The following is a 20,515-nucleotide window of genomic DNA, read 5'->3' as shown; positions in this document are numbered from 1 at the left end:
TTTTCTTATTGATAACGATTACTAAAAATATATACGTAAAATTGGGTAATAATATTTTTTAAAAAAAATTTAAATCAGGGTTTGCAAATATAAAAAAGTGGACTACATTTGCACTCCTGTTACACGAAACAGGGACACAAATAAGGGCTCTTAGCTCAGTTGGTTCAGAGCACCTGCCTTACAAGCAGGGGGTCACTGGTTCGAATCCAGTAGGGCCCACAAAAGACAGTCAGAGAAATTTGACTGTCTTTTTTTTATTCAACCGAAACCACCGTGAAATATTATTGCTACATTTTATACTCCGTAAAACTGGACAAGTATTATGTAGGCCATACCGGAGATGAATTAGTTGAAAGATTAAGACGCCATAACAGTAATCATAAAGGATATACAGTAAGCCTCAGTGGCTATTACATGATCTTTCCAGAGACGGTTATATAAAATACCCCTTACCTGAATAGTAAGGGGTTTAAAGTTATTGATAAAAAGAAGCGGGGAATTCGAATTATTTTCCTTCGCTCCAGGGAGGTGCTATTCCGTTGGATCTGGCATAAGCGATCAGCTGCCCCATGTGTTCTTCACAATGACCATACGAAATGATTAAAACTGATCTCATAGTCATTTGGCTTCCAAACACATCAACCATGTCATCGAGTTTATCATCAGGAACGCTCATTATTGCTTTGATCATATGATCATAAGATTTTGTCAAAGCTTCGATACTAGCATCTTTACCTAAAATATTCATATTTCGAGGATCTATACCATCAGGCATTTCGACTCCTACGAATGTTGGAAAAAAATAATTAGCACCAGTAATATGTAAAACAACATCATTTATTGAACGGATACCTTCCTCAGGAGTCCAGCCGTATTTTTCAGCTGGTATAGCTTTTGCCAAAGAGATTACCTTATCAGAATTTGCCCTGACCATGCCGGCAAGGTCTTTTTGGAATGACCCTTGCGAGAAAACAGAGATAGGGACAAGGATAATTAGTAGGGTAAGTAACTTTTTCATGATCGGTTTTTTATTTAAGTTAATTGAAAAATTGGTAAATAGCCATGTAACTTATTTCATTTGGTTTGAATTACTTTTCAGAACCAGTTAATAAAAATTGATGCATAGAGCAATTAGAAAATTAATATTTGCTTCCCTTTTGTTTCTTCTAAGTTTGATGGTAGGAACTATCGGGTATGTTTACATAGAAGATTATACTGTTGTGGATGGTGTTTATATGTCTATTTTAACATTTTCAACAGTGGGATTTAAAGAGGTGAAGCCTTTGAGTGATCAGGGTAAAATTTTTACTACGATCTATATTGCTTTTAATCTGGGTATATTTGCTTATAGTGTCTCAGTTCTTTCTACTTTTATTTTTGAGGGAGAGTTTAGAAAAGTATTTCAAAAATATAAATATGACCGTGCTTTAAAAATGTTAAGTAATCATGTAATTGTATGTGGATTTGGTAAAAATGGGGAAATGGCTGCCAGGGAACTCTCTGGTTCTCATCAGAAATTCGTGGTGATTGAAAAAGATCAACATGTTATTGATTCTGCCGAAGGACATTATGACTATAAATTTTTGAATGAGGATGCAACCATGGATGATACGTTGCTCGAAGCTGGTATTAAGAGGGCATTAGCTGTAATTTGTGCTCTTCCTGGTGATTCCGATAACGTTTTTATCACATTGACTGCAAGGGAGCTTAATCCATCGATCAATATTATTGCAAAAGCAACTGAGCCTAATACCGAGAAAAAGCTAATGAGAGCCGGTGCCTCCCATGTGGTTATGCCTGATATGGTAGGGGGATCTTATATGGCTGCCCTGGTTACCAAACCTTTTGTTATAGAATTTCTAACCATTTTAAATGGGTCTAATGAAAGTAAATATATACTTGAAGAAATTAATCATGCTCAATTAAAACCAGAATATCAAAACAAATCTCTCAGGGAGCTTGATGTGAGAAATAAGAGCGGCACTACTATTCTTGCATTCAAAGATGAAGAAGAAGGGTTTATTTTCAATCCCCATTCTGAAAAAATAGTTGGTGAAGGAGACGTCCTGATTCTATTAGGTGAAACTGACACCATTGCTAAATTTAAAGATACCTTCTTGCAGTAGAGAAAAATGAACCTATGGAAGATCCTAAACTCTCATTTGAAACTTTAGCCATAAAATCAATAGAACCACTTGAAGGTGATGTGAGTCCCGTGAGTACACCTCTATACTTTTCAACGACCTATCAGAGGAACCAGGATGGATCTTACGATTCTGGATTTGTGTATAGTAGAACATCAAACCCTAATAGATTGGTTCTGGAAAATGCCTGTGCAAAACTTGAGAGTGGTCACAAAGGCTTTGCCTTTTCTTCGGGTATGGCTGCTATAGAAGCAGTATTAAAGACTTTACAGGCTGGTGATCATATTATAATTCCTGATGATGCATATTTTGCTGTTTTTAAGCTGATCAAGGAAGTTTTTAACCGGTGGGGATTAAACTATACCCAAGTAGACATGACTGATTTGGGTAAGTTAGAAAAAGCGATTAGTGAAAAAACAAAAATGATATGGCTGGAATCACCTTCCAATCCGATGCTAAAAATTACAGACATTTCTGCTGTAACAAAACTCGCTCGTGAAAATAATGTGCTTGTTGCTGTCGATAACACATGGCCAACCCCGGTGTTACAAAACCCGCTTAAAATCGGAGCGGATGTAGTTGTGCATTCAACAACCAAATATTTTGGCGGCCATTCAGATGTTTTGGGTGGGGTGGTAGTAATTAACAATAACGATAAACTGGTAAAACAACTTGAGAATATACAAAATCTGGGAGGTGGTGTTTTGTCTCCTTTTGATTCCTGGTTAACTGCCAGAGGACTACAAACCTTATTTTTAAGAGTAAAAGCTCAAAGTGAAAGTGCATATAGGCTCGCGATGTATCTAGATGAAAACCCAAATATTGAAAAAGTATTTTATCCAGGTCTTCCATCTCACAAAGGACATGAAATAGCTAAAAAACAAATGCAAAATGGGTTCGGGGCCATGCTTTCGGTTACTATAAAAGGTGGAGAACAAGAAGCCATTGGCGTGTCTAATAAATTACAATTGTTTACTACTGCAACCAGTCTTGGAGGTGTTGAAAGCCTTATTGAACATCGAAAATCTGTGGAAGGACCAGAAAGCAATACTCCTGATAATCTATTGCGCATATCTGTCGGGTTAGAAAACATTGATGATCTTATTTCTGATTGGCAAAAGGCTTTAACATAAGAATTCGGATGTCAGTTATCCGGCAATATTGATTTTTTTAACTAACCTGTTCTTATCATTTTGCATTTGAAAATAAAATTCAGCAAAATGAAAAGATTTTTTATACTTGTTCCTCTTGTGATATTTTTTACTTCTTGTGGCGACAAATCAATAGAAACAGAAGACAATTTTAAAACTGTAACATTACCTGATAGCTCTACAGTTTATTTGAATCACAATACAAAGATTAGTTACGATGAAGATTTTGAAGAAAGAAAAGTTCACCTTGATGGTGAAGCTTTTTTTGATGTAGTTCCAGGAGAAAAAAAATTTACAGTAATAACTGAAAATGGAGAGGTAGAAGTTGAAGGAACATCCTTTAATGTTGTTTCAATTGATATGGACATTAATGTTGAGGTAGTTACAGGCATTGTTCACTTGCATAGCCATGGCCACAAGCATAAATTGGGTCGAGGTCAACGTGGGTTTTTCCATCCAGGAAATAAGGGCATTAGAGTAGCCAGGGCGAATCATGCTCATAATCATTGGTTGGACTTGCTTGTTGTGGATCTAAAACTTGGGGGTTTTCATCCTGGTCGTGGACACCGCAAATTTTTTAAAGGTAATAATGGCAGAGGCAACCGAAAATTTAAAATTAAACCCGGACACGGTAATGGTAATTTTAAGTCTGGTAAATTTAAATCCGGCAAAGGAAAGCCGGGCAAAGGAAACCGCGGTAAAGGCAATAAAGGTAAATTAAAAATTAAGTTTTAATATTTCGAAAGGTGGTTTGTTCATAAACCACCTTTTTTTGTGAAAATTAAGTCCGGATTCTGGAATTCACACTTTGTAGTTAATTGCTTTGTTTATTTTTAAAGTAGAGCATTTAATTATATTTATGAAAATCAACTTCTCATTATTAATTCTCCTTATTCTATTTATCATAAGTTGTAAATCGAATAACAGTTATGATCCTGTAAGGAGTTATTCAGATATCCAAAAAGATCTCACAGCCAAATTTATTTTAGCAGAGGATAGTTCGGTAATAGAACTACCAGAGGGCCACTTTTTATTTGATAAAAGCCTTAGCCTGGAAGGGAAATCTCACCTGACCATTAAAGGGAAAGGAATTGATAAAACAGTACTGAGTTTTAAAGGTCAGACGGATGGAGCTGAAGGGTTGAGGATTACTAACTGTAATTCTATTACTCTTGAAGATTTTACCGTTGAAGATGCTGCCGGTGATAACATCAAAGTAATGGATACCAAGGATATTACTTTTCGCAGAATGAAAGTAGCATGGACTGGAAAGATCAACGAAGATAATGGTGCTTATGGGTTTTATCCTGTTATGTGTAACGGGGTAATTATAGAAGAATGTGAATCTATGGGCTCGAGTGATGCTGGTGTTTATGTAGGCCAATCAGAAAATGTGATAATTAGAAATAACATTGTATACCAAAATGTCGCGGGGATAGAAAGTGAGAATTCTGATAATGTACAAATCTATGGGAATGAGGTCTATGATAATACAGGAGGGATTTTAGTATTTAATCTTCCCGGACTCAGCCGGTATGGTCGCAATATTAAAGTTTATGAAAACAATGTCTACAATAACAATCGCAAAAACTTTAGTGTACCTGGTGCTATTGTAGGTTATGTTCCGGCTGGAGCGGGTATGATAATTTTGGCTACGAGCAATGTTGAAGTTTATCAGAACTCAATTAAAGGCCATAAAACAGGAGGAATTGCAATAGTAAGTTACGAACTGATAAAAGCAATGGATGAAATGAATGATGAGAAGCCTGATGAGGCCGAACTACCAGATGGAATTGCAGCATTCAATGCAGACTATAAAAGTGACCCGAATTATGATCCTTATCCTGGAAAAATCTACATACACAATAATGTCTATGATAATAATAAGTGGATACCAGACCTCAATTCAGACATGGGTAAATTGTTGCTGGTTAAAAATGGATTAAAGACTCCTGATGTTATTATCGATGGGATATTGCCGGATAATTATCTGGGTGAAAACGGAAGGGTCAATGATGCATATAAAATTTGCATTGAGGAAGAAGGAGTCAAATTTCTTTATTTAGATGCAGAAAATGACTTTAAAGGAATGCATGAAAATGTAAATAATTATAAATGCGAACAAATCATTTTATAATAATCCTTACAACGATTTTAATCATCGGCTGTAATAAAAATACCGATGATAAAGTTGAGAAAACCACAGCCATCGATGAACCGGTAGAGGTAGAAACTTACGGACTGGGAAAAGCATGGTTATCTGAGTATGGTTTTTTTGAGAACGAACTAAGTCAACTTAAGCCTGTTGAAAATGTCCATCCTTACGAAATCAACTCACCTCTTTTTTCAGATTACGCTTCAAAAAAAAGATTTATCTACTTGCCGGAAGGGGAATCTATTAATTATGTAAATGAAGGGATTTTAAACTTTCCTTCAGGAACTATATTGATAAAAAACTTTTTATACAAAAAAATTCAGAATTCCGAAAGTCCTAAAATTATTGAGACACGCCTTTTAATCAAAAATGATAATGAATGGAAGCCTTTGACATATATATGGAAGGAAGATCAGTCTGATGCCTATTTGGAAATTGTTGGGGCAAGAAAACCAGTACAATTTATTTCTGAAGATGGTGAGTTAATGGATATCAAATATAGCATTCCTGATCTTAACCAATGCCAGAATTGTCACAATAAAAATGAAGTTTTAACTCCGATAGGTCCGACAGCCGGGCAATTAAACAAGTACGTTATAAATAATGGAAAAAAAGTAAATCAATTGGCTGTTTTGGCAGGCAATGGAAGTTTATCAGGATTACCTGAGTTAAAAAATGTGCCAATTGTGGCACAATGGGATAACCCTGGACATTTTTCCATTGATCAACGGGCAAGAGCTTATCTCGATATGAATTGTGGCCATTGCCATAATCCTCAAGGCTCTGCGAAAACTTCAGGATTAAATCTCACGCTTGATGAATTTGATGAACATAAACTTGGAATCAACAAGAAGCCTGTCGCTGCTGGTAAGGCATCAGGAAACCTTTTATATGATATTGTCAAGGGTAAGCCGGAAGAATCAATCATCGTTTTTAGGATGGATTCAGACAAACCCGAAATTATGATGCCTGAGCTAGGTAGAAGCCTGATTCATAAAGAAGGTGTAGAACTTATCAGACAATGGATTAAAAATATGGATGAATAAGAATTTATGATTTCATTTTAGCTTCAGAATATTATCTTTAAAATAAAAAGGATAGTATTCAGTGTATTTTAATTTATTCAACCTGTTAATCTTTTTTGGTGCTCTTCAGGGCATAATCATTGGGATAGTTCTATTGTTCTTTAAAAAAAAGGAAGATCAAAGTACACTGTTTCTCTCTTGCCTTATTTTTAGTCTTTCCCTAACTATTGGTAAACATTTTCTAATAGATTTTTCAAAGCTTAATCAGTGGGATATAGTATTCAAACCTCCGGTTTCCTGTTTTTTATTAATGGGGCCATTTTTGTTTTTTTATGTCCAAACTACTTTAGGAAAGAAAATTAAATCTGATAATAAATTTTTTCTCCACTTTATCCCCGGATTGATATTTTTAATTATTCAACTGGTAATTTTCGTCAGGTCAGGCTTCGGTGAACAAATTATGGATCAATCTATAATTTCGATTTTTCAGCTGGTTGAACAGGTTCTTGGACTTCTTTCTTTGATGATTTATGGATATTTAAGTTTAAAGCTGGTTATAAAATATCAAAAGAGGATAACAGAATATTATTCCAATATCGAATATATAACTCTACAATGGTTAATTAATCTGTTAATAGGGTTGTTTATTGGGTGGTTATTTCTTTTGTTTTTAACGATGGTGGATTTGTTTGTTTTTGATTTTACCCTTCCTCAATCAGCCTATTATTTATTATTCATTTATGTAGGAGTTATTATTCATTATTTTGGTTTAAGGAAGCTCACAATGATCCATTTTCCAGCATTAAGGCCATTAGAAGTTTTAGAAAAAAAGCCTGAAACTCCAACAAATCACCTAGAGCCAGATAAAACTGAGGATGCTAAAGAGATTCAAAAACTAGAGAAGATTATGGTTGAGAAAAAACCTTTCCTTGACCCAAACCTGACTCTTGATAGCTTATCTGATCTTTTAGGCGTCCATAGTAAAAAATTATCTATGATATTAAATCAAAAAATGGGCACTAGCTTTTACGATTTTATTAATAAAGCCCGCGTGGAGGAAGTCAAAATAAAGATTGCAGACCCCGAAAATGATCATCTAACAATACTTGGAATTGCACTTGATTCCGGATTTAACTCAAAGTCAAGTTTTAATGCTATATTTAAAAAATACACAGGAATGACACCAAGGCAATATAAAAGCACATTGTGAGGTGGTTAAAAGAAGACTGAATGCAAAAGCTTTTTACAATTTTATATTTGGCAATATTAACTTTTGGAAATCTTTATTCTCAGGGTTATCAGCCCCTTGATCTGGCAAAAGAAATTTTTTCCAGTGAACGGTTTTATGGAATAGATCGATATACCTATGGAGAATACCAGGGCAAACCAAATGGAACACACCTGGCAAAAGGAGTAAAAAAAGAGTTTGAATTACTGGATAAAAATGAGATGACTGCTGTAGTAGCAATGACATTGTGTGATTCTACAGGTAGGTTTTTGATCGATACTTACCTGCATTTCAGGAATGATGAGTATTGGAAAATGGAAGCATTCAGAACGCTGACTAATACCGATGTGTATGCAGAGTTTGTGGAGCGAATAGAAAGTATGAATAAGTTTCAGATAGATAGCCTGGTCAATGCTGTTAATTCTAAACCTGATACTAAGAACAGAATTTCTGAAGAGGATATACAATTTGACCTGGAAAACAGCAAGTTAATTTTATCTTCTGACAGAGAATTAAAAGATTACTATACAAACAATAAAGAAAAGTTCGAAGCAATAAAAAAATCAGTTATATCAATTTATGGAAAAGGAAAGTATTCCCTTGAAAATACCAGGGATATTACTGATGATTATAATAAAGAATTATTTGACTTGAAATTAACGGCCTTGACAATCGGAGGTTATCTATGTGAATCATGTATTTTTTTTATTATTGGCGGGGTCTCAGATAACACTGTAGGTTATTTATATGTTGATAGCCTAACTGATATACCCCTGATGAGTCCGGATGATTTTATAGTTTTAAGAGATCTCGGAGAAGGATGGTTTTTATTTAAAACAACATAAAATGAGCAAGCTTACCCCCTTTCATTTAGCGATTCCTGTTGATGACATTGAAAAGAATCGTAAATTTTATAAAGAAGTCATTGGCTGTTCTGAAGGTAGAAGTGATAAGAACTGGGTAGATTTTGATTTTTACGGACATCAATTAGTTATCCATTATAAGCCGGGAACAAACGATTCAAATTTACATACTAATCCGGTTGACGGGCATGATGTTCCGGTCCCTCATTTTGGGGTTGTATTGGAATGGAATGATTGGCATACTCTTTCTGAAAGATTAAAAAAGGAAGGTATTAATTTCGCGATCGAACCCCATATTCGCTTTCAGGATAAGCCAGGAGAGCAAGCCACGATGTTTTTTTACGATCCGGCAGGGAATGCTCTGGAATTTAAGTCTTTTAAAGATCCAAAAAATCTTTTTGCAAAATAAGGCTGAGAATTATATAGGCAGCTAAAATTTTATAATCCTTATCTTTTATCTATTTTATTAGAAATTAAGCATTTCTATGTTAAAATGGATTAAAAAGTCTGGTCCAGGAGCAATGGTAGCAGCAGCTTTTATTGGTCCAGGCACTGTAACTACAGCTTCCGTAGCCGGAGCCTCTTTTGGCTATACACTTATCTGGGCTCTAGTGTTTTCAATTTTTGCTACTTTGGTCGTTCAGGAAATGTCCTTGAGGTTGGGAGTTATTGGTAAGATTGGAGTAGGTGAAGCGGTTAGGAAAAGTGCAAAAAGTAAATTTTTAAGAGGTCTTTTCCTAATACTTATCTTTTCGGCAATAATAATAGGAAACACCGCATACGAGGGAGGAAATTTAAAGGGCGCTTCACTGGGATTTCCTGATCATAACTTTCAGTATTTGGGGTTAAATTTAAATTGGGTGTTTATCATCGCTTTTATTGCAGGATTTACCTTTCTTTATTTTGGCAAGGTTGAATTTATTGAGCGGATCATGGTGCTGTTTGTTGTATTAATGGGTTTAATATTTATGTCAACAGCTATTTTTATTAATCCTGACTGGTCAGATGTTTTTAAAAGTTTGTTTGTTCCCCGGTTAAAAGAAGGCGCGGCACCGCTGGTAGTTAGTCTGATAGGGACTACTGTAGTACCTTATAACATTTTTCTGCACGCATCTTCCAGTAAAAAGAAGTGGGAAAATGAAAACGATCTTTCTATTGCCAGAAAAGACTCTATCACTTCAATAGTATTTGGGGGATTGATCACTTTGGCTATAATTATTACTTCTGCTGCTGCATATCAAGACTCTGGAAATGTCGTTGCTGATCAATCTTCAATTAACTTAGGGTTGCAACTCGAGCCTGTAATGGGATCCTTTGCGTCATTATTTGTGGGTCTTGGATTATTCTTTGCCGGGATAACTTCAGCAGTAACAGCTCCCTTAGCAGCAGCTTATACAGGAAGTGAAATTTTCAACTTCCGGAATGATAGAAATTCTTTTAATTTTAGAATTGTATGGATGTTTGTGTTCTTCATAGGCGGATTACTGGCAATAATAAACGTTGATTCAGTCATGCTAATCTTATTTGCTCAGGCTACTAACGGAATTTTATTACCACTAATTGTTGCTTTCTTAATTTGGATTATGAATAATAAAAACATATTAGGGAAGCATAGAAATGGTTTCGTTGCCAATATTCTCGGGTTTATAGTATTGATAATTTCATTACTTCTCGGAGTAAATTCTATTTCGGGGGTAATTCAACAACTGAATTGATGCATAAAATAGATATTAATTGTGATATGGGTGAGAGTTACGGCCAGTTCCAGGTTGGTAATGATGATATATTATTTCCCTATATCTCCTCAAGCAACATAGCATGTGGGTATCATGGTGGTGACCCGTTATTTATTGAAAACACCATAAAAAAAGCACTCAATCTTAATTTAAATATTGGTGCACACCCCTCTTATCCTGATCTTGCTGGTTTCGGCAGACGAAAAATGGAAATGTCATTTGACGAATTAAGAACAATTATCAAGTATCAGGTGTCTGCAGTGAAAGGAATTTGTGAAAGCTTAGGCGGAAAGCTATCCCATGTAAAACCTCATGGAGCATTATATAATACAGCTGCAAATGATGAAAAGGTTTCCCTGGCCATAGTTTCAGCCATTCGAGAAATTGATAGCTCTTTGATTCTTTTAGGTAAGTCGTCAAGCCAAATGGAAAAGGTGGCTAAAGAAAAAAAAGTAAGGTTTGCGTCAGAAGCTTTTATTGACAGAAGATATGATAAAAGTGGAAACCTGGTGCATCGTAGTATCGCGGAGGCAGTAATATCAGATCCGGATATAGCAATAACACAGGCCCTCGATATTATATTGAAAAAAAAGGTTTTAACTATAGATAATGAGTATATTAATATAGAGTGTGATTCGTTATGTATTCATGGTGATAATCCAATCGCAGGAAAAATACTAGAAAAATTAAAAGACTCTTTTGAACAAAATAATATAGAAATATCCCCTCTATTAAATGTTGAAAGTTAAACATTTAGGTAGTACTGCATTATTGGTAGAATTTCGGCAGAATATTGATTTGAAAATCAATAAGAAAGTCTACTATCTGGATCATTTAATCCAATCCAAAAATCTTGAAGGTATTATTTACACAATCCCAGCCTTTTGTTCATTGACAGTCGGATATGACCCTGGTAAGATTTCTTATTTTGTTTTGTCGGAGTTTATTAAAGCTCTGGCTAAAGAAAACCTGGATGAGGATAAGAACTTCAATATTGATGGTAATACCCATATTATACCCGTTTGTTATGATGAAAGGTTTGCAACTGATATTGAAGTGGTAATGAAGCAAACAGGATTGGGCAGCAAAGAAATAATAGAATTACATATCTCAAAAGAATATACTGTATTAATGACCGGCTTTCTACCCGGGTTTGTTTACCTGGGAAAGGTACCTTCCAGGCTCCATTGTCGTAGAAAACTCTCACCTGAATTAAAAGTTGCCGCTGGATCCGTTGGGCTTGCCGGATCTCAAACAGGCATTTATCCATTTGAATCTCCGGGAGGATGGCAAATTATAGGAAGAACTCCGGTAAAGACATTGGAACTATCGGAGGGAAATAATTTTTTATTTAAGGGAGGTGATAAAGTAAAGTTTAAACCTATTTCTTTTGAGAGTTTTGAGCAAATGAAAATAGCAAACAGGTAATAATTAATATATGACATCCGGAACACTGAGGTTTATAAATGGTGGAATGTTTACTGTGATCCAGGATTCTGGTAGAGAAGGATATCGACAATTTGGTATACCTAGTGGAGGGTTTTTGGATAGGAAAACTGCTGGTTTTGCGAATCGTTTATTGGGTAAGCCAACTGGAAGTGCATTAATAGAAATTACACTATTAGGCCCTGAGTTTATTGTTTCAGGTTCATTGTATATTGCTTTATGTGGCCCACCTTGCGAAGTTTATCTAAATGGAGTTGAAGCTGAAATGAACAAGCCTCTGGCTTTGCATGATGGAGATATCATAAAGATTGGTAGAGTAAAATCCGGATGTAGAGTGTATTTAGCATTTTCAGGTGAGCCTGAAATTCCAGAGTGGTTAGGTAGTAGTTCTGCAGCTTCCATAATTTCTTCTTTAGCTACTCCATGGGCTATAATAAAAAAGGGATATGAGCTTAATCTTAGGAATACTGATTTAAAGAAATCAGATAATGAAACCTCAAATGCTTTAACAGAAATCACATTCCCCGCAATAATCAGAGCAATTCCGGGTCCAGAATTTGATTGTTTCTTAAAGAAAGATATTAGAAAATTTTTTAAGATGGAACATGAGGTTTTGAAAGATTCAAATAGAATGGGAGTGAGATTAAAATCAAGTATTGTTCCAAATAACAAAAAGAATATGATCTCTTCAGGAGTTGTTCCCGGGACAATTCAAATAACTGAGAATGGCTTACCTATTCTTCTGTTAGCTGATGCTCAAACAACTGGGGGATATCTCAGAATAGCCAACGTCATTGAAGAAGATTTGGATCGGTGTGCTCAATTAAGGCCTGGAGAACAGTTTCTCATAAAATTAAATGAGTTTGAAGATTAACAGGCATAATTTTTGATGATTCATAAATAAAAAAACTATTGACCAATGCACCGATTTCATATTTCTTTAATTTTAATTCTTTTAACCGGCATTTCATGTTCTGTAAGTAAAGATTTGGTTTTTACAGATTATGAGCCTGTTAGAAAAGAAAAATGTGTAATAAAACCTAATCTCATTTATGTTTTCAATCAATCAGATAGTTTACCTTTTTCAATAGATACAATTGGTTATGTCTATGTAGAGACAATTAACGAAAAAGCAGTAAATATCCTGAATAGAATTCAATATGAAGCATGGGATAATTGTGCAAATGCTATAGGCGCTGTTCCTGACTATCTTACTGACGAAAACATGGCATTTAATATGCAAACTGTGCAATTAACTATACCGGCATTGCGGATCATAAGCACAAAAGATTTTATTGAAGTTGAAGAAAATTATCAAAAATATGATACGGCATTTGTGCGTATTGCTAAACAACAAATCAAGGATCAGGAAAGTCGACTACAAGCAGTAAAAAACACAGAAAACACTATTGGGGAGGGGATTTCCCTGATACGAACGATTTCTTCATATATAGAATAATTGCAACAATTATTCTGTTATAACTGTTAATTAAGTATGAGGCGAATGTATAATGTAATTGGGGTTGTAACAGGAATGGTGATTATATACTTGGGAATGATAGCTTTTAATATTCCGTTCCCCTTTGTCTATACTTTATTTTTAGCAATTCATGTAGGCACTATATATATGGTTTACACAATCTTAAAGGCTCCATATAAGTCAAAGAAAACATTTGACCAGCAATGGTATGATCATTGATTACATAGATTTTTGTGCTCTTTTTGCTCTTTCCCAAACCACAGATTGAGATCCTTTAAAATGCCTGAACAACCCTTGTATGACTGAAATATTCATCATGCAGAAATAATAAGGAATAAAAAATGCTTTGATCCTGATTTCCTTGCTTTCAAATAGCCAGCCGATAAGAGCTAGGGTATAAAATAAAATCTGTGCATAGGCTAGGATTTCGTATACGAATGATTCGGTTGTCTGCCAAAGATAAATGGTAGTTATAACTAAGATAATCAGAGCAAATGGGGTAATCGTCCATCTCAATACTCTATGAGATATAAAGGCAAAGCTCAACCAGAAATTTTTAAAGAAATTAAAAGCACCGGGCAGTCTTGATATTGCCTGAATACCACCAGCAGCTATTCGAATTTTTCTTTTACGTTCTTCTTTGGTATTCGCAGAACTTCTCTCTGTTGCATAGGCCTCAGGTTCATAAGCAACTCTGTATCCTGAAAGACTAATACCTACAGTCATGACAAAATCTTCAATTATTGTATCAGAAGAAACTGGTTTGTATAAGGATGTCCTAATCGCAAAAAGCTCTCCTGCTGCTCCAACAACTGATACTAGTTCATCATCCCATTTTTTTAATTTTGATTCGTACTTCCAATAAAACCCTTCTCCAGCTCCGGCTGCATGATCTGATATGTTTTGCTCAATTCTTTTTTCTCCTGCTACAGCACCTACTTTGGAGTCGTCAAAATGTCTGACAATATTTTTTAATGCATATTTATTAAGAAAAGTATTAGCATCCGTATAAATAGTAATGGGAGTTTTTACTAGCGACATAACCCGGTCAACAGCAGCAATTTTCCCTTTTCTTTCCGAACTATGTTCAATAATTATATTTTCTCCTGCATTTTCACGCAGTAATTTTGTGGTGTTATCAGTCGAACCGTCTGTTACAAAAAGAATATTGAGTTTTTCTTTAGGGTAATCTAATTGAAGTGAATTGGTAAGTTTATCCAGAATATCATCCTCCTCATTATAAGCAGCTATTAAGAGAGTAATCTCGGGCCAATCTTCTTTTTTAGTGATATCAGTGATTTTTCTTTTCCCTTTGAATATTCGTTTGACCCTTGTGATAAGGAAAAGTACAAATCCGTACCCAACAAAGGTATAGACAACAATAAAAAGTGATATCCAAAAGATCAATTCTACTAAAAAAATCATCCTGAAATAATGTAAGGTTCTCTGGAAAGTCTAAAAGGTTAAGGGATTAAAACTAGCAACATAATAAGAATAAAGCAATATAAAATTATAATATAATTAGAATTAATGTTATCTTTGAAATTCTAACGGGCCTAATCAACTTATACTTTTGAAATAATATTCATGTAAGTATCATGAACTATGAAAAGATTTTTTTTAACGGGTAGCATATGTTTCCTGGCGATAGTGATTTTTGGGAGATCAAATAGACTTAATCCTGAAAATTTGAATATTAAAGCCGGTTTTTTTGCTGCAGCTCAAATTGAGCCTGTAGGTGATCAAATTGTAGACGAAGGGGAGGAATTTTCTTATACTTTTATTATTTCTGATGACGAAGACGATCTTCAGGACCTATCGATTTCCATAAATGGATTGCCTAGTGGAGCATTTTTTGATGAATCAGCACTTACTTTATCATGGACACCTGATGAAACTCAAGGCGGGAATCAATATAGTATTGAATTGAGTGTCGTTGATACTGATTTAAATCTGACAACCGAAAACTTTAACATTACTGTAAATGAGACTAATTCAGAGCCTGAATTATTATTTTCTGAGACAACTCAAAGCTCGCCAGAATTAAACTTGATAAATTTTGTAGTTGGGGCTACAGATCAGGATATCCCCGAAAATCAATTAAGCTTTGCATTATCCGGAGATGTTCCTGCTGGTGCTTCAATTAATGCTGCAACAGGAGAATTTACATGGACTCCAACAGAAGAACAAGGGCCTGCAACTTATGTTTTTGATATTTTAGTAACAGATGGCCATGGAGGTACAGCGCAGCAATCAATTAATATTACTGTGGAGGAGGTTAATACTGACCCAATTATTGATCCTGTTTCTAATAGTGAATTACTTGAATTAACTACGCTAACTATCAATCTTACTTCAATAGATAGTGATTTACCTCAGCAAGGTTTAACATATAGCTTTTCCGGAATTGATTCACCAAGTGCAAGTATTGATGAAAACACAGGTCAATTTACCTGGACTCCATCCGAAGCAGAAGGTCCTGGTCAATATGAAATTTTCTTTACAGTAACAGATATTTATGGGGGTACATCAACCACCTCGTCTATAATTTCTGTTTTAGAAGATAATGAAGATCCCAAAATTGAAAATATTGAAAATCAGACAATAAATGAAGGGGAACCATGGACTTATCAGGTTATAGCTACTGATGAGGATATTGAAAATGGGGTTGAGCAGGTTTTATCTTATGATTTTAAGAATGGTTTTCCTGAAGGAATTACTATTGATGGTACAACTGGATTAATATCCTGGACTCCAAATGAATCACAGGGTCCTGGCACCTATGAAGTTACTGTTCGGGTAAGGGATGATGGCTCACCCAGAGGAATGGATGAGGAGAAATTTAAGATTGAGGTACTTGAAGTCAATACTGCTCCAATTTTAAATGATCCAGGATCCAAGATAGTCGACGAGCAGACAAAATTGGAGTTTACTTTATTATCAACAGATACAGATCGGCCTGAAAATGAAATTCAATATTCCATTGTTAGTGGAGCTGCATCAGGCATGAATCTGGATTCAAAATCCGGAGTATTTTCCTGGACTCCTTCAGAGAATCAGGGGCCATCTACCTATGTTGTAACATTTAGTGCCTCAGATGGTGAGTTATCGGATGAAGTTGATGTTGAAATCACAGTTAATGAAGTGAACACCTTACCAGTTATAGGCACAATTAATGATCGAACTATCAATGAACAAACCATACTATCGTTTACAGTAAACGCAACCGATTCTGATATTCCGCAAAATACATTGACTTATTCATTGAAATCTCCGCCTCAAGGAGCATCAATTAATTCTTCCACAGGGCAGTTTAATTGGACACCTGATGAATCTCAAGGCCCAGGAAATTATACAATCACTGTGGCTGTTAGTGATGGAATTGGTGAATCCACAAGATCTTTTAACGTGATAGTAAATGAGGTAAATAAACCACCTGTTTTTACTTCCGGCGCTATAACTGAAGCTCAGGAAAATGTTGAATACGTATATAATGTAGTGGCAGAAGACCCTGATAACAATGATTATGTTACTTTAACAGTACCTACAATTCCTTCTTGGCTTACTTTTACCCAAACAGGTAATGGCACAGGGACTTTGTCTGGAACTCCTGGTAATAATGATGTTTCAGATAATGATGTTGTAATTAGAGCAACGGATAATTCCGGAGCCACTGCAACTCAGTCTTATTTTATAACATTTGAAATAGTTAATGACCCACCGGAAATAATAAGTAGCCCTGTCACCCAGGTTCAGGAAGGAGCAGAATATTTATATAATATAATAGCTACAGACCCTGATCCAAATGAACAATTAACCTTTACAGGGCTTACAATTCCTGATTGGCTAACATTGACAGATAACGGAGATGGAAGAGCAACATTGACCGGTGTTCCAACTCAAGCAAATGTCGGAAGTAATTCTGTTTCTATAAGAGTTACTGACCGGGATGGACTTTCAGATACGCAATCATTTACTGTAAATGTTCAGGATAGCCCTGATAGACCAGTTTTGAAAAGTGCCACCCTTCAGGTAAATGAAGATGATACACTCCGGCTTGATTCCCAGCTCTTTGCACAATATTATAGTGATCCGGATAATGATCCACTATCTACAGTTAGGGTAATCACAGTACCTTCCAACGGGTCCTTATTTTTAAATCAAATGAATGTAGTTGCAGACCAAATAATTGCTGCAGACCAATTGGATAATTTCTATTACGTACCAGACCAGGACTATATTGGGGCAGATTCTATTCGATTAAGAGTGTCTGATGGAGTGGAAACGGCAGTTAATTCTACCTGGTGGAGAATAAATGTTGTTGGTGTTAATGATAAACCTGAAATTCTAAATTTTAACGATTTTGATTTTTTCTATAATGGCTTTTCAGAACTCCAGCCAATTGTTGAATTCGGTGAGATTGTAGATGGTGATAGTGAAACGATGACTTTTATGGAAGCATATTTCACAACAAGCTATCAGGAAGAAGATTTTCTTTGGTTTGATCTTACAGGTACTGATTTAACCGGCGCCTATGACCCGTCTTCAGGCATTTTCAGAGTAGAAGGCGTTGCTTCAAAGGCTGAATATGAACAAGTGTTGAACACCTTGTCTTACGGTTTTTCCGGTGAAGCTGAACCAAGACCTTTCCCTCGTGGCATAGCAGTAGTAATTAGTGACGGCACCAATTTAAGTGATGTTTATGAACGGATAATGACATTTGAAAATGCTACTATAAGACTGGATATCGTCGATGCTTTTACTCCAAATAGTGATGGAATAAACGATACCTGGAGCATTCTTAATTTAGAATTTTTCGATACTGTGATCATAAGAGTATTTGATATCGAAGGAAAGCAGGTTTTTTATTCTGATGGATACCAGGAAGAATGGGATGGCACTTCCAGTGGTGAAGTTCTACCTTCAGGAACATATTATTTTGTGATTGATTTAGACAGGGGCCGTATGCAAAAAGGGTCCGTAACGATATTAAAATGATGAGACTGCCTTTCATTATAATATTTATATACCTGAGTTTGTGGTCAATAAAAGCACAAAACATACCTTTTTATAGCCAGGATCAAAGAGCTGTATTGCTTTATAATCCTGCGTTAGTAGGGATGGAAGATTTTACTCAGGTGCAAGTAGGATATAAAATGTTTTATCCTAAAATCCCGAATGCACCTCAACTAATAACAGCTTCAATTGAATTTACGCTTGGAAATGATCTAAAACAGTCAACCGATCAAATCAGGGTAAGTGATAAAGAAACATTATTAGAAATGGCTGATAAAGGAGGTGTGGGAGTAAAGCACGGTTTAGGGTTTTCTTTCCAGGGATTTGATGAATTCGGGATATTTTTTAATCGGGCCATTGCAAGTTATAATCTCAAGCTTCCTTTAAATGAAAAACTTAAATTTTCAGGGGGTGTTCAGTTAGAATATCTTGGCATATCTGTGAATCCAGATAAATATACTTTACGTGATGAGCAAAATGATCAGTTTTATCAAAGCTTACTACAATCTGGCTCTAATGCCTCATATATAAATGTGGGTCTTGGTGCTGCGCTTATAAGTGATAAGTTTTATGCTGGTGTTTCAGTGAATAATGTAGTTAGTTCTCCTCTTTCAGATGAGCCTATAGATAATATTGATCCCGATTTGATGCTAACTGCACATGCGGCATATTATTTCGATAATTTTGCAAATATTGTAATATCTCCAATGCTTTCTTTTTACAAACATCCGAATCTTGGTGATATATACAGTGGACAAGTCAGAATGTTTTATAAGGATATTGGATATTTTGGAATTGGAGGAGGCAATCGTACTTCCTTTTATGTACCGTTAGGAGTAAACATTACTGATTTCATAACAATTAATTATACCTATTCAATTCTTGATCAGGATAAAACCGGTCTCGGAACTTCCAATCACGAAATATTTTTGTTATTTGCAATAGGAAATAAAAAAGAAGCAAAAAGGTTCAATAAGTGATTAAAGAGATACTTTTTTTATTTGTAGGGATAAATATTTTTTTCCTGAATTCTTATGGTCAAAACTATGTTTTTGGTCCTGCAGATTCTCTGCCAGATAAAATAAACTCAAAGGCAGAAGAACTAGCGCCATATTTTGCACCTGATCAAAACACCCTATATTTTTCCAGAATATTTCACAAAGAAAATACTGGTGGACTCTATTCCGGGGCAGACATATGGATGACCACTTTGGATGCCAAAGGAAACTGGAGTGATCCTACCAACGATTTTCCAAGATGGAATAATAAAGAGAACAATGTTTTGGTGGGAATTAAAGATGATGATAAAATTGTTTACTTGAATGATTCGTATAAAAATTCAGGTGGAATAGCATTTTCTAAATTCAACGGTAAAAATTGGAATAATCCTGAATCAATAAAAGTTCCCGGTATATCCGAAAGCTCTTATACCGGATACTATATGACACCTGATTATGAAGTTTTGATAATCTCAATGAAAGGAAGTGATTCATATGGAGAGGAAGATATTTATGTTTCTCTAAAAGATAGTGCATCAGGGCAATGGTCAGTCCCTAAAAATTTAGGGCCTACAATTAATACCAAAGGGTTCGAAATATCACCTTTTTTATCTGAAGACATGGAAACATTATATTTTGCCTCTAATGGTCATGGTGGATATGGGGATTCAGACATTTTTATGTCTAAAAGATTATTTGGTAGCTGGACAGTTTGGACTAAACCCGTGAATATGGGGCCTAATATAAATAGTGAAAAATTTGATGGTTATCTAAACATTAATAAAGAAACCAAAAAAGCTTTTTTTACAAGTAATCGGAACGGTGGACTAGCTGATATATTTTGGTGTTCATTTCTTGAAAAGCCATTTAGCATAGATTTAACTTTTTTTCAGAAAAAAGTGTTATCAGATTCCAGTCTGCTTTCGTTATTTGATGTAGATATTCCCAATAGATTTCAGATGAATAATGAAATGAATGTTTCTGCTGGTGATTCTGAAATCATATATTATATAATTAATACGATAAATAATGATGAAAATATTTTTGTTGAGCTAAGAGCTACAACACCTTTTTATGAGGGTATTAGTCAGGAAGAATTCAACAAAGTGATGGATTTTGCAAAAAAAGTTCGGCTGGAGTTTATAAAACAGGGGTTGCCTTCTGAAAGGATAATAATGAATGCCGAATTAGTTAAACCCGGTATTCCTGAAGCCGAAGCTTCAATAGGTAAAAGTGGGCACGTGAAAATATTATTAAGAAAATAATTAGTAGA

General features: G+C 35.2%; 20 protein-coding genes and 1 tRNA gene. 19 read left to right on the top strand and 2 right to left on the bottom strand.

The genetic code is table 11. From position 1 onward, the window contains the following. The first annotated feature begins 144 nt into the window (after window positions 1–144). Window positions 145–219: transfer RNA gene (locus tag OO013_RS18575), tRNA-Val, on the top strand. Window positions 220–273: 54 nt separating this feature from the next. Then, window positions 274–441, top strand: coding sequence for a GIY-YIG nuclease family protein (locus tag OO013_RS18570; protein ID WP_266058502.1), 168 nt, complete (start codon window positions 274–276; stop codon window positions 439–441). Window positions 442–505: 64 nt separating this feature from the next. On the opposite strand, the gene OO013_RS18565 is transcribed toward OO013_RS18570, so the two are convergent. Continuing rightward, on the bottom strand, window positions 506–1,018 hold the full coding sequence (locus OO013_RS18565; protein ID WP_266058500.1) for a DinB family protein: 513 nt from the start codon (window positions 1,016–1,018) through the stop codon (window positions 506–508). 100 nt (window positions 1,019–1,118) lie between these two features. Between OO013_RS18565 and OO013_RS18560 the strand changes: the two genes are divergently transcribed. From OO013_RS18560 to OO013_RS18495, 14 genes are all read left to right on the top strand, one after another. Beyond that, a complete protein-coding gene (locus tag OO013_RS18560) occupies window positions 1,119–2,126 on the top strand; it encodes a potassium channel family protein (protein ID WP_266058499.1) in 1,008 nt (335 codons plus the stop codon). Between the two features lie 14 nt (window positions 2,127–2,140). Then, complete coding sequence (locus OO013_RS18555) at window positions 2,141–3,277, top strand: trans-sulfuration enzyme family protein (protein WP_266058498.1); 1,137 nt, start codon at window positions 2,141–2,143, stop codon at window positions 3,275–3,277. 87 nt (window positions 3,278–3,364) lie between these two features. Next, window positions 3,365–4,030, top strand: coding sequence for a FecR family protein (locus OO013_RS18550; RefSeq protein WP_266058496.1), 666 nt, complete (start codon window positions 3,365–3,367; stop codon window positions 4,028–4,030). Window positions 4,031–4,154: 124 nt separating this feature from the next. Beyond that, the gene (locus tag OO013_RS18545) at window positions 4,155–5,432 is read left to right on the top strand and encodes a parallel beta-helix domain-containing protein (RefSeq protein WP_266058494.1); all 1,278 of its coding nucleotides are present in this window, start codon (window positions 4,155–4,157) and stop codon (window positions 5,430–5,432) included. Continuing rightward, window positions 5,411–6,496: an SO2930 family diheme c-type cytochrome gene (locus OO013_RS18540; protein WP_266058493.1), complete on the top strand. Its 1,086-nt coding sequence runs from the start codon at window positions 5,411–5,413 to the stop codon at window positions 6,494–6,496. Before OO013_RS18545 ends, OO013_RS18540 begins: the two co-directional genes overlap by 22 nt. A 439-nt stretch (window positions 6,497–6,935) precedes the next feature. Then, the gene (locus OO013_RS18535; RefSeq protein WP_266058492.1) at window positions 6,936–7,685 is read left to right on the top strand and encodes an AraC family transcriptional regulator; all 750 of its coding nucleotides are present in this window, start codon (window positions 6,936–6,938) and stop codon (window positions 7,683–7,685) included. Between the two features lie 20 nt (window positions 7,686–7,705). Next, window positions 7,706–8,548, top strand: a complete 843-nt coding sequence (locus OO013_RS18530; RefSeq protein ID WP_266058491.1) for a hypothetical protein — start codon at window positions 7,706–7,708, stop codon at window positions 8,546–8,548. 1 nt (window position 8,549) lies between these two features. Then, window positions 8,550–8,975, top strand: coding sequence for a VOC family protein (locus tag OO013_RS18525; protein WP_266058490.1), 426 nt, complete (start codon window positions 8,550–8,552; stop codon window positions 8,973–8,975). Window positions 8,976–9,051: 76 nt separating this feature from the next. Further along, window positions 9,052–10,281, top strand: coding sequence for an Nramp family divalent metal transporter (locus tag OO013_RS18520; protein ID WP_266058489.1), 1,230 nt, complete (start codon window positions 9,052–9,054; stop codon window positions 10,279–10,281). Continuing rightward, complete coding sequence (locus OO013_RS18515) at window positions 10,281–11,051, top strand: LamB/YcsF family protein (protein WP_266058487.1); 771 nt, start codon at window positions 10,281–10,283, stop codon at window positions 11,049–11,051. Before OO013_RS18520 ends, OO013_RS18515 begins: the two co-directional genes overlap by 1 nt. Next, window positions 11,038–11,730: a 5-oxoprolinase subunit PxpB gene (gene pxpB, locus OO013_RS18510; RefSeq protein WP_266058486.1), complete on the top strand. Its 693-nt coding sequence runs from the start codon at window positions 11,038–11,040 to the stop codon at window positions 11,728–11,730. The genes OO013_RS18515 and pxpB overlap by 14 nt, the downstream gene beginning before the upstream one ends. Window positions 11,731–11,740: 10 nt before the next feature. After that, the gene (locus OO013_RS18505; protein ID WP_266058484.1) at window positions 11,741–12,622 is read left to right on the top strand and encodes a 5-oxoprolinase subunit C family protein; all 882 of its coding nucleotides are present in this window, start codon (window positions 11,741–11,743) and stop codon (window positions 12,620–12,622) included. Window positions 12,623–12,667: 45 nt separating this feature from the next. Continuing rightward, a complete protein-coding gene (locus OO013_RS18500) occupies window positions 12,668–13,207 on the top strand; it encodes a hypothetical protein (RefSeq protein ID WP_266058483.1) in 540 nt (179 codons plus the stop codon). Between the two features lie 45 nt (window positions 13,208–13,252). Further along, on the top strand, window positions 13,253–13,447 hold the full coding sequence (locus OO013_RS18495) for a hypothetical protein (RefSeq protein ID WP_266058482.1): 195 nt from the start codon (window positions 13,253–13,255) through the stop codon (window positions 13,445–13,447). Here OO013_RS18495 and OO013_RS18490 read toward each other — a convergent pair whose 3' ends face one another. Next, a complete protein-coding gene (locus OO013_RS18490) occupies window positions 13,448–14,653 on the bottom strand; it encodes a glycosyltransferase family 2 protein (RefSeq protein ID WP_266058481.1) in 1,206 nt (401 codons plus the stop codon). 180 nt (window positions 14,654–14,833) lie between these two features. On the opposite strand from OO013_RS18490, the gene OO013_RS18485 reads away from it, so the two are divergent. Genes OO013_RS18485 through OO013_RS18475 form a run of 3 tightly spaced genes read left to right on the top strand, consistent with a single transcriptional unit; the run spans window position 14,834 to window position 20,507 of the window. Further along, window positions 14,834–18,226, top strand: coding sequence for a putative Ig domain-containing protein (locus OO013_RS18485; protein ID WP_266058480.1), 3,393 nt, complete (start codon window positions 14,834–14,836; stop codon window positions 18,224–18,226). Then, on the top strand, window positions 18,223–19,224 hold the full coding sequence (locus OO013_RS18480; protein ID WP_266058478.1) for a PorP/SprF family type IX secretion system membrane protein: 1,002 nt from the start codon (window positions 18,223–18,225) through the stop codon (window positions 19,222–19,224). Before OO013_RS18485 ends, OO013_RS18480 begins: the two co-directional genes overlap by 4 nt. After that, a complete protein-coding gene (locus tag OO013_RS18475; protein ID WP_266058477.1) occupies window positions 19,221–20,507 on the top strand; it encodes a hypothetical protein in 1,287 nt (428 codons plus the stop codon). Before OO013_RS18480 ends, OO013_RS18475 begins: the two co-directional genes overlap by 4 nt. Window positions 20,508–20,515: the final 8 nt, after the last annotated feature.

This window comes from Mangrovivirga halotolerans (assembly GCF_026241165.1).
Lineage (GTDB): Bacteria > Bacteroidota > Bacteroidia > Cytophagales > Cyclobacteriaceae > Mangrovivirga > Mangrovivirga halotolerans.
This window is presented reverse-complemented; position numbering and strand designations above follow the sequence as displayed.